At 71.7% G+C, this 13,167-nt stretch carries 14 protein-coding genes; 6 read left to right on the top strand and 8 right to left on the bottom strand.

Going from position 1 to position 13,167, the window contains the following annotated elements; translation table 11 throughout:
* Positions 1–394 precede the first annotated feature (394 nt).
* From ACFPCV_RS23565 to cofC, 3 genes are read right to left on the bottom strand one after another with little or no spacing between them, the layout of a single operon-like run.
* Positions 395–1,273, bottom strand: a complete 879-nt coding sequence (locus ACFPCV_RS23565; protein ID WP_378058465.1) for an NUDIX hydrolase — start codon at positions 1,271–1,273, stop codon at positions 395–397.
* Between the two features lie 4 nt (positions 1,274–1,277).
* Positions 1,278–3,467 carry an RNA degradosome polyphosphate kinase gene (locus tag ACFPCV_RS23560; RefSeq protein WP_378058464.1) on the bottom strand — a complete coding sequence of 730 codons (2,190 nt, stop codon included), beginning with the start codon at positions 3,465–3,467 and terminating at the stop codon, positions 1,278–1,280.
* Positions 3,468–4,109, bottom strand: a complete 642-nt coding sequence (cofC, locus tag ACFPCV_RS23555; RefSeq protein ID WP_378058463.1) for a 2-phospho-L-lactate guanylyltransferase — start codon at positions 4,107–4,109, stop codon at positions 3,468–3,470.
* Positions 4,110–4,256: 147 nt separating this feature from the next.
* Between cofC and ACFPCV_RS23550 the strand changes: the two genes are divergently transcribed.
* Positions 4,257–4,961, top strand: coding sequence for a lysophospholipid acyltransferase family protein (locus ACFPCV_RS23550; protein ID WP_378058740.1), 705 nt, complete (start codon positions 4,257–4,259; stop codon positions 4,959–4,961).
* Positions 4,954–5,961: an NAD(P)H-dependent glycerol-3-phosphate dehydrogenase gene (locus tag ACFPCV_RS23545; RefSeq protein ID WP_378058462.1), complete on the top strand. Its 1,008-nt coding sequence runs from the start codon at positions 4,954–4,956 to the stop codon at positions 5,959–5,961. Before ACFPCV_RS23550 ends, ACFPCV_RS23545 begins: the two co-directional genes overlap by 8 nt.
* A gap of 73 nt (positions 5,962–6,034) precedes the next feature.
* Here ACFPCV_RS23545 and ACFPCV_RS23540 read toward each other — a convergent pair whose 3' ends face one another.
* Positions 6,035–6,766 (bottom strand): anti-sigma factor, encoded by a 732-nt coding sequence (locus ACFPCV_RS23540; RefSeq protein ID WP_378058461.1) that lies wholly within the window; start codon positions 6,764–6,766, stop codon positions 6,035–6,037.
* Complete coding sequence (gene sigK, locus ACFPCV_RS23535) at positions 6,766–7,356, bottom strand: ECF RNA polymerase sigma factor SigK (protein WP_378058460.1); 591 nt, start codon at positions 7,354–7,356, stop codon at positions 6,766–6,768. Before sigK ends, ACFPCV_RS23540 begins: the two co-directional genes overlap by 1 nt.
* A gap of 241 nt (positions 7,357–7,597) precedes the next feature.
* Here sigK and ACFPCV_RS23530 point away from each other — a divergent pair, with 241 nt between their 5' ends.
* Positions 7,598–8,053, top strand: coding sequence for a cysteine dioxygenase (locus ACFPCV_RS23530; protein WP_378058459.1), 456 nt, complete (start codon positions 7,598–7,600; stop codon positions 8,051–8,053).
* Here ACFPCV_RS23530 and ACFPCV_RS23525 read toward each other — a convergent pair.
* Positions 8,016–8,693: a pyridoxamine 5'-phosphate oxidase family protein gene (locus ACFPCV_RS23525; RefSeq protein ID WP_378058458.1), complete on the bottom strand. Its 678-nt coding sequence runs from the start codon at positions 8,691–8,693 to the stop codon at positions 8,016–8,018. The genes ACFPCV_RS23530 and ACFPCV_RS23525 overlap by 38 nt on opposite strands.
* A gap of 71 nt (positions 8,694–8,764) precedes the next feature.
* Here ACFPCV_RS23525 and pdxR point away from each other — a divergent pair, with 71 nt between their 5' ends.
* Both pdxR and ACFPCV_RS23515 read left to right on the top strand, forming a co-directional pair.
* Entirely contained in the window at positions 8,765–10,147 is a 1,383-nt protein-coding gene (gene pdxR / locus ACFPCV_RS23520) for a MocR-like pyridoxine biosynthesis transcription factor PdxR (protein WP_378058457.1), read from the top strand.
* Between the two features lie 11 nt (positions 10,148–10,158).
* Complete coding sequence (locus tag ACFPCV_RS23515; protein WP_378058456.1) at positions 10,159–11,256, top strand: D-alanine--D-alanine ligase family protein; 1,098 nt, start codon at positions 10,159–10,161, stop codon at positions 11,254–11,256.
* On the opposite strand, the gene ACFPCV_RS23510 is transcribed toward ACFPCV_RS23515, so the two are convergent.
* Together ACFPCV_RS23510 and ACFPCV_RS23505 are read right to left on the bottom strand one after the other, a co-directional pair.
* A complete protein-coding gene (locus ACFPCV_RS23510; protein ID WP_378058455.1) occupies positions 11,249–11,806 on the bottom strand; it encodes a DUF3515 domain-containing protein in 558 nt (185 codons plus the stop codon). The genes ACFPCV_RS23515 and ACFPCV_RS23510 overlap by 8 nt on opposite strands.
* A gap of 19 nt (positions 11,807–11,825) precedes the next feature.
* The gene (locus tag ACFPCV_RS23505; protein ID WP_378058454.1) at positions 11,826–12,059 is read right to left on the bottom strand and encodes an Lrp/AsnC ligand binding domain-containing protein; all 234 of its coding nucleotides are present in this window, start codon (positions 12,057–12,059) and stop codon (positions 11,826–11,828) included.
* 102 nt (positions 12,060–12,161) lie between these two features.
* Between ACFPCV_RS23505 and ACFPCV_RS23500 the strand changes: the two genes are divergently transcribed.
* Positions 12,162–13,139 carry a thiamine-phosphate kinase gene (locus tag ACFPCV_RS23500; protein ID WP_378058453.1) on the top strand — a complete coding sequence of 326 codons (978 nt, stop codon included), beginning with the start codon at positions 12,162–12,164 and terminating at the stop codon, positions 13,137–13,139.
* Positions 13,140–13,167 lie beyond the last annotated feature (28 nt).

Below are 13,167 nucleotides of genomic sequence, written 5' to 3'. Positions count from 1 at the left end.
GGCCGTTCCGGACCGGACACACAGGATCGCTTGAACGCCCTGAGGTGGGCGTGAGCAGGACTTTCGCGCCGCGTGTGGCGGCGGCACCCCCGTCGGTCCCGTCGCGTGCGAGAGCGCGAATCACCCCGTTCGGCCGCCTGGTTCGCCGTTCCGGGGCGGGAACAGAACGGTTCGACGTAGCCCTTTCGGAACCCGTTCGTGACGATCTCGAAACGGCGACTCATGGGTCCCGAAAGGGGAACTCACGGGTCCCGAAAGGGGAACTCGCGGGTTCTGAACCGGGGACTCGCGGGTTCTGAACCGGGGACTCGCGGGTTCTGAAAGGGGGACTCGCGGAGGGGGAAACGGTTTGGCCACATCGGACAGGTGTGCGAAAGCGTTGCTTGGGGTGGATTTACGGGACCCGGATGTAGTCCGCGGCCACGAGGCGGGTTCCGGTAAAGAAGAGGGCCCATACGCTGCCCTTCTTGCTTTCCACCCGCCGGGGCACGGCCAGCCCTGATCCGGCCGCGACGCGCGACACCAGGTCCGGGATGACCCCGCCCTGGCTGCACAACACGGAAACCCCGCCCGCCGCCGCGATCTCCGCGAGGCGGTCCCGCGCGGCCTCCGCCATGCCCTCGTACTTCCGCTCCGTCAGCAGTTCCTCCTCCACCACGGGCACACCGGCGTCGACCGCCATCGGCCGCACCGTCTCCACACACCGCACCAGCGGTGCCGAGTGCACCCGTTCCGCCCCGTACATCGCCGCCAGCGCGCGCAGCGGCGGCAACTGCTTCTCCCCGTTGCGGGACAGCGGGCGCAGCTCGTCCGCGTCCTCCCACTGCGCCCTGCTGCCCGCCTTCGCGTGCCGCACCAGCAACAACGTGGTCAGGTCGGCAGGCAGCGCGGAGAACGCCGCCAGGACCGGGCGGTCGCGGTCGTGGGACAGCTGCCCGGCCGCGTCCGCCACCGGCATCCACCGCAGCTCCGCCACTTCCTCCGAAGGCACGAACGCACCGTCGAGGTAGCGGGCGGCGAAGTAGTCCACCACCTTGTGGTCGGTCCCCACGCGGTACCGCGTGCGGCCCAGGAACCGGCCCAGCGACACCCGCGCACCGGTCTCCTCCCGCACCTCCCGGTACGCGGCGGCCCGCACGGACTCACCGGCTTCGAGCTTTCCCTTGGGGAGCGTCCAGTCGTCGTACCGCAGCCGGTGCACCAGCGCGACCTCGACGGCCCCGTCCCGCGGTCGCCACACGACGGCGCCCGCCGCGGCCACGTTTCCCGGCATGCGACTAGCCAAGCGCACGGTGCCGGGCGAGCATCTGCGCCTGGTGGTCTCTCACGGACGATCCTTCCGCCGGTGACGCGGTCCAGTCGCCGTTCTGCTCGAGGACCCAGCAGCGGGTCGCGGGGTCCAGTGCGGACTCGAACATGCCGTCCAGCTGCGCGGTGAGCTTCGGGTCGGTGATCCGCACCTGCACCTCGACGCGCCGGTCCAGGTTGCGGTGCATCAGGTCCGCGCTGCCGAACCAGTGCTCGTCCGAGCCGAGGAAGTGGAACACCCTGGAGTGCTCGAGGAACCGCCCCAGGATCGACCGGACGCGGATGTTGTCCGACAGCCCCTCGATGCCCGGCTTCAGCGCGCAGATGCCGCGCACGACGATGTCGACCCGCACCCCGGTCTGCGACGCCCGGTACAGCGCGTCGATGACCTGCTCGTCCACCAGGCTGTTGATTTTCACGCGGATCCCGGCCGGGCGGCCCGCCCGCAGGTGCTCGGTCTCCCGCTCGATCAGGTCCACGATGCCGCGCCGGATCCCGTAGGGCGCCACCATCAGCGAGCGGTATGTGTCCTGCCGCGCGTACCCGGTCAGCACGTTGAACAGGTCCGTGAGGTCCGCGCCGATCGACGGTTCCGCCGTCAGCAGGCCGACGTCCTCGTACAGGCGCGCGGTCTTCGGGTTGTAGTTGCCGGTGCCGATGTGGCAGTAACGCCTGATCACCGACCCCTCCTGCCGCACCACCAGCGCGGTCTTGCAGTGGGTCTTCAACCCCACCATGCCGTACACGACGTGCACGCCCGCCTTCTCCAGCGCCCGCGCCCACTTGATGTTCGCCTGCTCGTCGAACCGCGCCTTGATCTCCACCAGCGCCACGACCTGCTTGCCTGCCTCGGCCGCGTCGATGAGCGCCTCGACGATGGGGGAGTCGCCGGAGGTCCGGTACAGCGTCTGTTTGATCGCGAGCACGCGTGGATCCGCGGCGGCCTGCTCGATGAACCGTTGCACGCTCGTGGAGAACGAGTCGTACGGGTGGTGCACCAGCACGTCGCCCTCGCGCAGCGTCGCGAACACGCTCTTGGGCGTCTCCCGCTCACCGAACGCGGGGTGCGTCGCCGGCACGAACGGCGGGTCCTTGAGGTCTGTCCGATCGACACCGTGGAGCTGCCACAGGCACGACAGGTCCAGCAGCCCTGGCACGACGACCACGTCGTGCGGGTCGACCTCCAGCTCCCGCAGCAGGAGCTCCATCATGTGCTCGCTCATGTCGTCGGCGACCTCGAGCCGCACCGGCGGGCCGAACCGGCGCTGCGCCAGCTCACGTTCGAGTGCCTTCAACAGGTCCTCGTCCTGGTCCTCCTCGACCTCCAGGTCGGCGTTGCGGGTGACGCGGAAGGCGTGCACCTCGGTGACCTGCATGCCCGCGAAGAGGTTGTCGAGGTGTGCCGCGATCAGCGTCTCCAGTGGCAGGAACAGCGCGCTGCGCTCCTCGCGCCTCAGGTCGACCGGCACGAGCCGGGACACGTTGTCCGGCACCTTGACGCGGGCGAACCGTTCGCCGCCGCCGTTCGGGTCCCGCACGGTCACCGCGAGGTTCAGCGACAACCCGGAGATGTAGGGGAACGGGTGCGCCGGGTCGACCGCGAGCGGGGTGAGCACGGGGAAGATCTGCTCGCGGAAGTACCTGGCGAGCCGCTCCCGCTGGTCGTCGGTCAGGTCGGCCCAGCCCGCGATCCGGATGTTCTGTTCGGCGAGCGCAGGCCGCAGCCGCTTCTCCCACGCGCTCGCGTGCTGCGCGACGAGCTCCTGGTTGCGCTTGGCGATGTAGGCGAGCTGTTCCCTCGGGGTCAGGCCGTCCGCGCTGCGCACGGAAAGGCCGGTTTCGTCGCGCCGCTTCAGCCCCGCGACCCGCACCATGTAGAACTCGTCGAGGTTGGACGCGAAGATCGCCAGGAACTTCGCGCGCTCCAGCAGCGGCTGCGACGCGTCCTCCGCGAGTGCGAGCACCCTGGCGTTGAAGTCCAGCCAGGACAGCTCCCGGTTGAGGTACCGGTCGTCCGGCAGGTCCGTGATCGCCTCGGCCGGTGTCACGGCGGGTGGCGAGGACGGCACCGGGCGGGTTTCCGGCACGTGCTCCGCCTGCTCCGGCTCGGACGACTGCTCAGGGCTGGTCTCGGTGCTCACAGTGCCATTGTCCAGCATTTATGGCGACGTGGTGCACCGCAGGTCGAACGAGCCGGTGAACTTTCCCGTGGCCACACCAAGACCGAGTTCGGCGGCGACGCCGAGATCGTGTCCGGTGTCCACATCGCAGCGCAGCGACGGGCGGGACGCGCCGACGCGGACCGCGCCGGTGGCCGCGTGCGCGCCGGCCGAACCCGGTCCGAAACGCGGGTCGAGCTGCTCGCCGCGCGCGGCGAGCAGCAGTGTGGTCCCGGTGCCCTGCCGGTCCGCGCAGAAGGCGCGCCGCCCGCCGGCCTCCTCGATGGCGGCGGACAGGTCGGCGGGGCGCAGCGCGGGCAGGTCGGCCTGCAGCGCACCGACAGTGCCCGAGGGAGTGCGCAGCGACTCCGCGCCGAACGTCAGCGCCGCGTTGAGCCCTGGCAGCCCGCGCTCGTCGACGCACTCGACGCCGGTGCCGCGCAGCGCGGCGGGGACCCGTTCGTCCTCGCACACCACCAGCACCCGGCGCACGCCCTCGGCGGACAGCGCGGCCGTCACCGTGTCCAGGAGCAGCGCGAGCACCAACTCGGCGTGCTCGACATCGGACACGGCGCCACGCAGCCGGGACTTCGCGCGGTCGAGCCGCTTGATCGGCACGACCAGGTCTGCTCCACGCTCCACCTGCCCATCGTGCAGGACCCGGCGGCCCTTCGCCGACGCCGGGGCATACTCATCGGAAACTCCGAGCGGTGCTGCGGGGCGGGAATGTGTTGCTGATGAGGAGGACGGGTGCCGGCGCGACTGGAGAAGAGCGGCTTCTGGGTGTGGATGACGGCGGTGGTCTTCTACCCGATCGCCTGGCTTGGCAAGACGACCATGAACGGCGCGGAGAACATCCGGCGTTCGGGTGGCATCCTGCTGGTGATGAACCACATCTCCCACCTCGATCCGCCGATGGACGCGGTGTTCGTGCACCGCAACGGACGGGTGCCGAGGTTCCTCGCCAAGGCGAGCCTGTTCCGCGTGCCTGTCTTCAAGCGCATGATCTCCGGTGCGGGCAGCATCCCGGTGTACCGGGAGAGCGCCAGCGCGGGTGACAGCCTCGTCGCGGCGCGGGAGGCCCTGGACAACGGCAAGCTCATCGTGATCTACCCGGAGGGGACGATCACCAAGGACCCCGACGGCTGGCCCATGCGGTCGCGGACCGGGGTCGCGCGCCTGGCCGTGCACTGCCTCGAGAACGACGTACCGGTGATCACCGCGGCGCGCTGGGGCACCAGGGACATCCTCCACAGCTACACGAAGAAGTTCCGGCCGTTCCCGCGCAAGAAGGTCACCTTCGACGTGTCGGAGCCGGTCGACCTGTCCCGGTTCAAGGGCCGCGAGCTGGACAACGACCTGCTGCGCGAGGTGACCGACTTCCTCATGACGCGGGTCCGCGAACAGCTCGCCGGGTTGCGGGACGAGCCGGCGCCCGACGGGTTCTACAGCCCGGCCAGGGCCAAGAAGAAGAGCGCAGGCACCGATGGGTGAGATGCGGTTCGCGGTGTTCGGCGCGGGGTCGTGGGGCACGACGTTCGCGAAGGTGCTCGCCGACGCCGGCACGAGCGTGGTCCTGTGGGCGCGGCGCCGCGAGGTGGCCGAGGCGGTCGCGCAGCGCGGGGAGAACCCGGACTACCTGCCGGGCGTGCCGCTGCCCGCGAACCTCGAGTCCACATCGGATCCGAGGGTGGCGCTGGACGGTGCGACCGACGTGGTGCTCGCCGTGCCGAGCCAGAGCCTGCGGCACAACCTCACGGCGTGGCGCGGCCTGATCGACCCGTCCTGCACGCTGATCAGCCTCGCGAAGGGCGTGGAGCTCGGCACGCTGAAGCGGATGAGCGAGGTCATCACCGAGGTGATGGGCGTGCCGGACGACCAGGTGGCCGTGGTGACCGGCCCCAACCTGGCGCCGGAGATCGCGGCGGAACAGCCGACCGCGTCGGTGGTCGCGTGCACCGACCACGACCGGGCGGTCGCCGTGCAGAAGGCGTGCACCACCGGCTACTTCCGCCCGTACACCAACACCGACGTGGTCGGCTGCGAGCTGGGCGGTGCGTGCAAGAACGTGATCGCGCTGTCCTGTGGCATGGCCGGTGGGCTGGGGTTCGGCGACAACACGCTCGCCACGCTCATCACCAGAGGGCTCGCGGAGACCGCGCGCCTCGGTGCGAAGCTGGGGGCGGACCCGATGACGTTCGCCGGTCTCGCGGGGCTCGGCGACCTGGTGGCGTCCTGCTCGTCGCCGATCGCGCGCAACCGGTCCTTCGGCGAGCGGCTCGGTCGTGGTGAGACCGTCGCGCAGGCGCAGGCGGCGATGCACGGCCAGGTCGCCGAGGGCGTGAAGTCCTGTTCGTCGATCCGTGAGCTGGCGCTGCGCAACGGCGTCGAGATGCCGATCACCGAGGTGGTGCACCGGGTGTGCCACGACGGCTTCGACCCCCGCGAGATGGCGAACGAACTGATCGGCCGCAAGACCAAACCGGAACGCTGACCGCCGGGTGCCATGAACGACGCGCTCGGGACACGCGACGTCCCGGGAGCGTCGTTCATGGCAGGGGCGGGGGTCATGCGGGGAGCGGGACCTCCATGACCGGGGGCAGTGTCGGTTCCTCGGAGCCGCCCTCCGGTTCCAGGGTCACCCCGATCGCGTCGGCGTCACCGAAGTCCGAGATCTCCAGCAGCGCCTCGCCGTCGCTCGGATCGAGGACACCGGCGGAGACCATCGTGCCGCCGTGGCCCGTCCACACCTGGAAATCCTTGCCGGCAGGCGGGTCCGGCAGACCGTCGGTCAGCAGCAGCATCCGGTTCGCCGACCGGGACATGGCCACGGTCATGCGGCCGTCTTCGCCCTTGTCCACGGTCACCACCCGCGCGTCGCCTGCGCGCAGGATCTCCGACATCTCCGCCGCCCGCGCCCTGGTCTGGTCCAGCTCGTCGTTCTGCCGCACCACGATCACGCCGAGCGCGACCGCGGCCGCGAACAGCACCGCGGCCGCCACGCTCGTGAGCCGCAGCGCGAGGCCGCCGCGGTCCCGGCGCCGCAGCGGCGTCACCGTGGTCCTGGGGGGCTCCTGCCGCACCGTCCTGACCTGGCCGAGGACCCTGGCCCTCAGCTCGGCTGGCGGGTCGCTCGCCGCGGCGAGCCCCAGCCGGGTCGCGGTCTCCCGCAGCTCCCGCACCTCCTGCGCGCACGAGTCGCACTCGGACAGGTGCTGTTCGAACGCCTCCCGCTCCGCGCCGGACACCGCGTCCAGCGCGTACGCACCGGTCAGCGCGTGGATGTCCGCCGTCGTCATCAGGCCACCCCCAAGCAGTCACGCAGCCGGATGAGGCCGTCCCGCAGTCTGGTCTTGATGGTCCCCAGCGGCGTGTCCAGCAGCTCACCGACCTCCCGGTACGTGCGGCCGCCGTAGTAGGCGAGCAGCACCGACTCGCGCTGCAGGTCGGTCAGCGTGCGCAGGCACCTGCGCACCTGTTCCTGTTCCAGCCGCGTCGTCACCTGCTCGGCCACCTCGTCGAACGGCCTGTCCACGTCGCGTCTGCCGATGGTCTCGTCGCGGTCGGCGGCGGCCTGTGCGGACCGGACCCGGTCCACGGCACGGCGGTGCGCCAGCGTCATCGCCCACGTGGTCGCGCTGCCGCGGTCCGGCGAGTACCGGGCGGCGGTGCGCCACAGCTCGACCATGACCTCCTGCACGACCTCCTCCGACTGGGCCGGATCGCGCACGATCCGGCGCACCAGCCCGAAGACCGGTCCCGCCAGCAGGTCGTACAGCTGCTCGAACGCGGGCTCGTCGCCGCGTGCGACGCGCTGCAGCAGCTCGGCGCCGATCTCGTTCACCGGTTCGGTGCGTGCTTCCCGCACCCTGCGCACCCGTTCGGCCATGACCACCCGCTCTCGTCTCGTACGGCTTTCGGAGCCGGTGCGAGGCCGGATTGCCCACGACGATCCCACGGAGTGGACCGGTTTGCCGCCCCGGACGGCGGCTGTTTCACTGTTCGTGTGCTGACGAGTGTGCTGAACCACAGGCGGGGTTATGTCGCGCTCCGTCGTGCCGCCAGCGCGCTGTGTCAACCTCGGTGAGTTGTCGCGTCCTCTCCCGCACTCCCGAGAAGGTTCTTCCCCTATGTTCGCCGTGCCGGCCAACACCATCGCGTCCTGCGCCATCGCCCCGACCGTCCACCCCGCGCTGATCGCCCGCGCCTACGCCGACGAGCGCGCGACGTGGGCCCACTTGCTCCGCTACGACCCGGACGAACGGTTCGCCGTGCTCGTCGAGGCGACCGACGAGCAGGAGATCTGGCTCATGAGCTGGTTGCCCGGCCAGGAGACCGACCGCCACGACCACGGCGGCGCCACCGGCGCGTTCACGGTCGTGTCGGGCGTCCTCACCGAACACGTGCTGCACCGAGGGGAGACGCTGTCCCTGTCCGCCGGGCAGTCACGGGTGTTCGGGCCTGGCTACGCGCACCACGTGCGCAACGACGGCCAGGACCCGGCGGTGAGCCTGCACGTCTACCGGGCGGTGCGCACCAACCGTCCGGTCACCACCGCGGACCGTCCTGCCGGGCTCGCCGGGTGACGTAGTCCGGGACGGCCACGTCGGCGGGCAGGAGTTCGCACGGTTGCGGTGTGCCCCAGGTGCGCACGAGCGGCAGCACCCCGGCCCAGGTCGCGCCGACGCGGTCGGGGGTGAGGTCGTCCGGGTCCTCGCCAGGTCCGCCGGTGCGGATCTTCACGGCGGCCTCGTGCAGGTCCAGCGCCAGCACGGCGGTCTTCGCGAACTCCTGCGGGCTCGGGCCGCGCGCGTGGTCCCACGCGCCGGGGGCGATGTGGTCGGTGATCACGCGCAGCGCGTGCAGCTTCGCGTCCGGGTCGGTGACCTGCCTCGCCTCGCCGTGGACGGTGGCGGACCGGTAGTTGACCGAGTGGTGGAACACCGAGCGGCTGTAGACGATCCCGTCGAGCATCGTCACGTTCACGCACACCTGCGTTCCGGCACCCGCGCGCAGGCTCGACGCGCCGGTCGAGCCGTGCACGTACAGGGTGCCGTCCTCGTGGCCGTACCCGGTCGGCACGACCATCGGGTGGCCGTCCGGTGTGACGAACGCGAGGTGGCAGACCATCCCCGCGTCGAGCACCTGCTCGAGTGCGGCGCGGTCGGTCACCGCGCGGTCCTTGCCGCGGCGGATGGTGCTGCGTGGTGTCGGTGAGAGCGTCACGTCCCCTACTGTGCCGAGCCGAGTGGCATCATTGAAGGGCCACGACCCCCTGATTCTGGAAGGCCACTTTCATGGCCGAGACACCCGTCCTCCCGGTGACGCTGGACCGCGGGTCGCCGACGCCGCTGGCCGTGCAGCTGGCCGAACAGCTCCGCGCGGCGGCGGGCGACGGCAGGCTCCGCAGCGGCGACCGGCTCCCGTCGACCCGCGCGCTCGCCGGCGAGCTGGGCGTCAGCCGCACCGTCACCGCGGCGGCCTACGAGCAGCTGCACGCGGAGGGCTGGATCGCGGGCAGGCACGGGTCGGGCACGTACGTCACCACCTCGCCGCCGGGCACCCTGCGTGCCGACCGCAAACCGCCGCGCCGCGAGACCGGGCGCGACGACGTCGTCGACCTCACCCCCGGTTCGCCGTGGGCGGAGGGCATCGAGCAGGCGGCGTGGCGGCGGGCGTGGCGCGCGGCCTCGCACGTGACGCCGATGGTGCGGCCCCAGCGGGCAGGACTGCCGGAGTACCGGGCGGCGGTCGCCGAGCACCTGCTGCGCCACCGCGGTCTGCGTGTCGGTGACAGCGACGTGCTGTTGGCGACCTCGGGCACCAGCTCGGCGGTCGCGGAGCTGGGCCGTGCCGTGCTGCGGCCCGGTGACGTGGTGGCCGTCGAGGAACCCGGCTACCAGCGGGCGGTCGGCGCCCTGCGCACCGCGGGCCTGCGGGTCGTGCCCGCGACCGTCGACGCCGACGGGCTGCTCGTCGACGCGATCCCGGCGAACGTGCGGGCGGTGTACTGCTCGCCGGCACACCAGTACCCGCTCGGCGGCCGCATGTCCGCCGCCCGCCGGGTCGCGCTGGTGGAACGGGCCCGCGACCAGGGCTGGCTCGTGGTCGAGGACGACTACGACGGCGAGCTGCGCTACGACGTGGCGCCGCTGCCGCTGCTGGCCGCGCTCGCCCCGGACGTCGTCGTGCACCTCGGCACCACCAGCAAGATCCTCACCCCGACGCTCGGCATCGGCTGGCTGGTGGCGCCGCCGCCGGTGGTCTCGGCCGTGCTCGCGCACCGCGACGCCACCGGCATCGGGCCGGCCCCCGCCGGTCAGCTCGTGGTCGTGGAGCTCGCGCGCGGCGGTGACCTCGGCAGGCACCTGCGCAGGCTGCGGCGCGAGCTGTCGGAGCGCCGGACGCTGGTCGTGGAGACGTTGGTGCGCGGCGGGGTCCGGGTGCTCGGCGACGACGCGGGCGCGCACGTCGTGGTCCCGGTGCCGACCGCCGACGACGAACGCGCGCTCGTGCACGCCGCGCTGGAGCGCGGGCTGCTGCTCGACGGCCTCGCCCGCCACCACGTCGGCCGCGCCCGCTGGTTCGGCGTGGCGCTCGGCTACGCGGCCTGTTCCCGCGACCAGCTCAAACGAGCACTGCCGGTGCTCGTCGAGTTGGTGGGACCGGGAGCCGGGTAGGGTCGCGAGCCATGGCCAGCCAAGAACGCGTCCGCGTCGCAGTGGTGTTCGGTGGGCAGAGCACGGAGCACGCGGTGTCCTGTGTGTCCGCCGCGAGCGTGCTCAGGAACCTTGACCAGGAGCGGTTCGAGGTCCTGCCGGTCGGCATCACGCCGGAGGGCTCGTGGGTGCTCGGCCCGGCCGACCCCGCGACGCTCGCGATCGAGGGCCGCACGCTGCCGACGGTCACGTCCGGCACCCCGCTGACCCTGCCCGCCGACCCGACGGCCGCGAACCTCGTCGTGCTCGAACGCGGCCGGGAGGGCGAGGTTCTGTCCGGTGTGGACGTGGTGTTCCCGGTGCTGCACGGCGCGTACGGCGAGGACGGCACCATCCAGGGCCTGCTCGAGATGGTCGGCCTGCCCTACGTGGGGCCCGGCGTGCTCGCGAGTGCCGTGGCCATGGACAAGGAGTTCACGAAGAAGGTCCTGATGGTCGAGGGCCTGCCGGTCGGCCCGTACGCGGTGCTGCACCGCGGCGAGGCCACCCTCACCGAGGAACAGAAGGACGACCTCGGCCTGCCGGTGTTCGTCAAGCCGGCGCGTGCGGGTTCGTCGACCGGCATCACGAAGGTCTCGGACTGGGCCAAGCTCGACGAGGCCATCGCGACGGCCCGCACGATCGACCCGAAGGTGCTGGTCGAGGCGATGATCGTCGGCCGCGAGATCGAGTGCGGCGTGCTGGAGTTCCCCGACGGCCACGTCGAGGCGTCCCTGCCCGCGGAGATCCGCATCGTCGACGACTCGCCCGAGTTCTACGACTTCGAGACCAAGTACCTCGACGACGCCGCGGAACTGGACATCCCGGCCAAGCTCGACGACGCGGTCACCGAACGCCTGCGCACCATGGCGGTGCGGGCCTTCCACGCACTCGAGTGCCAGGGCCTGGCCCGCGTCGACTTCTTCCTCGGCACCGACGGCACGCTGATCATCAACGAGCTGAACACCATGCCCGGCTTCACCCCGGTGTCGGCGTACCCGAAGATGTGGTCGGTCACGGGCCTGGACTACCGCACGCTCCTGTCGACACTGGTCGACACGGCCATCGCCCGCGGCACCGGCCTCAGGTAGCGGGCAGGACCTTCGCGATCGTCTCCGACATCTCCTGCACCACGCCGGTTCCGGCGTCCTCGGGGATCGTCAGCGCGACGTACACCGGGCGGTCGACCGTGTACCAGGTGCTCGCGCCGGCGCCCTCGACCGGCAGCCAGTTCACCTTCGAGACCAGCCGCAGCTGTGCCGTCGGCGCGTACTGGGCCGGCTTGGGCAGCCCGCAGCGCAGTACGACCGGCTCGCCCCGGTCACCGGCCCACGCGGCCGCGCCGGGGGGAGCGGGGTCGGCGAGCGGCAGCCGTGCCAGCTCCTTGCCCTTGCTGGGCAGCTTCGCGGGCAGCGAGTCGACGAGCTTCGCGCACTCGGGTGCGTCCGCGTCCGGCGCGTCCACCCCGGCCAGCGCGAGCGGGCCGTTGCGGGTGGACGACCCGGACGACGTCGAGGGTGGCGCGGTCTCGTCGGTCCCGCCACCGAGGACCTGGCTCGCGACGATCACACCCACCACGAGCACCGCGGCCAGTCCGGCCGCGACGAACAACGTCACACGGGACAGAGGTTGCTCGGACACGCCACAACTACAGCACGGCTCAGAGGTGGACCACCGGGCAGGTGAGGGTTCGGGTGATCCCGTCCACGTTCTGGATGCGGGCCACGACGAGCTGGCCGAGCAGGTCGACGTTGTCGGCCTCCGCCCGCACGATCACGTCGTAGGGCCCGGTGACATCCTCTGCGGTCGTCACACCGTCGATCTGTGCGATCTTCGCTGCGACCGCGGCGGCTTGACCGACCTCGGTCTGGATGAGGATGTATGCGTGGACCACGGCGCGCCCCTTCGTGTCTAGCCGGACTCAAGAGGTAGGAACGTGAGCAGCAAAAGGTACCGCAGTTCCGGATCGTTTGGGGATCCGACTATCGGAGGTGTCGTGGCCGACAATAGAGGAGGCCCAGCTCATGATCCACCCGAGACCGTCGCGGACGTGGGCGAGTTCGGGTTGATCGGGCGCGTGACGGCGGGGCGCAGGCAGCCGCCGACCACGCTGATCGGGCCGGGTGACGACGCCGCGCTCGTCGCCGCGCCGGACGCCAGGGTGGTCGCGAGCACCGACGTGCTGGTCGAGGGCGTCCACTTCAGACTGGACTGGTCGACCCCGGAACACGTTGGGCGCAAAGCGATCGCGGTCAACATGGCCGACATCGCGGCGATGGGCGCGGTGCCCACCGCGCTGCTCGTCGGCCTCGCCTGCCCGAGGTCGACCCGCGCCGACGTGGCACAGGCGCTCGCCGCGGGCATGTGGGAGGAGGCGGCCGCCGCGGGGGCGGGACTCGTGGGCGGCGATGTGGTCACCGCGAGCGAGATCGTGATCTCTGTCACCGCACTGGGCGACCTGCAGGGCCGTGAACCGGTCACGAGAGGTGGCGCCATGCCGGGCGACGTGGTCGCGGTGGCAGGCCGCCTCGGCTGGTCCGCCGCCGGGCTCGCCGTACTGGGCCGCGGGTTCCGTTCCCCGGTGCAGGTGGTCGGCGCCTACCGGGTGCCGGAACCGCCGTACGAGGCCGGTCCGCAGGCCGCGCTCGCCGGCGCGACGGCGATGATCGACGTCTCGGACGGGCTGCTCGCCGACCTCGGCCACATCTGCGAGGAGTCCAATGTGGCCATCGACGTGCGGACCGACCTGGTCGAGGTGCCGCAACGGCTGGTGGACGTCGCGACCGCGCTCGGCGCCGACCCCGTGCACTGGGTGCTGACCGGTGGCGAGGATCACGCGCTGGCCGCGACGTTCCCCGAACCGGCCGCCGTGCCCGCCGGCTGGCGCACCATCGGCACCGTGACCAGGGGAGGTGCGGTGACCGTCGATGGCGGGAAGTACTCGGGCGGGGCCGGCTGGCAGCATTTCCGGTGAGGGCGGTGCGTAGGTCAGAATCCCGGCG

Source organism: Actinophytocola glycyrrhizae, assembly GCF_042653545.1.
Taxonomy (GTDB): Bacteria; Actinomycetota; Actinomycetes; order Mycobacteriales; family Pseudonocardiaceae; genus Actinophytocola; species Actinophytocola glycyrrhizae.
The sequence above is the reverse complement of the archived record's forward strand: the minus strand, read 5'-3'. Positions and strand labels throughout refer to the sequence as shown.

Bases quoted from the DNA above. Each gene is read 5' to 3' on its own strand.
- ACFPCV_RS23565 (WP_378058465.1), bottom strand. From the start codon at position 1,273: ATGCCGGGAAACGTGGCCGCGGCGGGCGCCGTCGTGTGGCGACCGCGG.
- ACFPCV_RS23560 (WP_378058464.1), bottom strand. From the start codon at position 3,467: ATGCTGGACAATGGCACTGTGAGCACCGAGACCAGCCCTGAGCAGTCG.
- ACFPCV_RS23550 (WP_378058740.1), top strand. From the start codon at position 4,257: ATGACGGCGGTGGTCTTCTACCCGATCGCCTGGCTTGGCAAGACGACC.
- ACFPCV_RS23545 (WP_378058462.1), top strand. From the start codon at position 4,954: ATGGGTGAGATGCGGTTCGCGGTGTTCGGCGCGGGGTCGTGGGGCACG.
- ACFPCV_RS23540 (WP_378058461.1), bottom strand. From the start codon at position 6,766: ATGACGACGGCGGACATCCACGCGCTGACCGGTGCGTACGCGCTGGAC.
- sigK (WP_378058460.1), bottom strand. From the start codon at position 7,356: ATGGCCGAACGGGTGCGCAGGGTGCGGGAAGCACGCACCGAACCGGTG.
- ACFPCV_RS23530 (WP_378058459.1), top strand. From the start codon at position 7,598: ATGTTCGCCGTGCCGGCCAACACCATCGCGTCCTGCGCCATCGCCCCG.
- pdxR (WP_378058457.1), top strand. From the start codon at position 8,765: ATGGCCGAGACACCCGTCCTCCCGGTGACGCTGGACCGCGGGTCGCCG.
- ACFPCV_RS23515 (WP_378058456.1), top strand. From the start codon at position 10,159: ATGGCCAGCCAAGAACGCGTCCGCGTCGCAGTGGTGTTCGGTGGGCAG.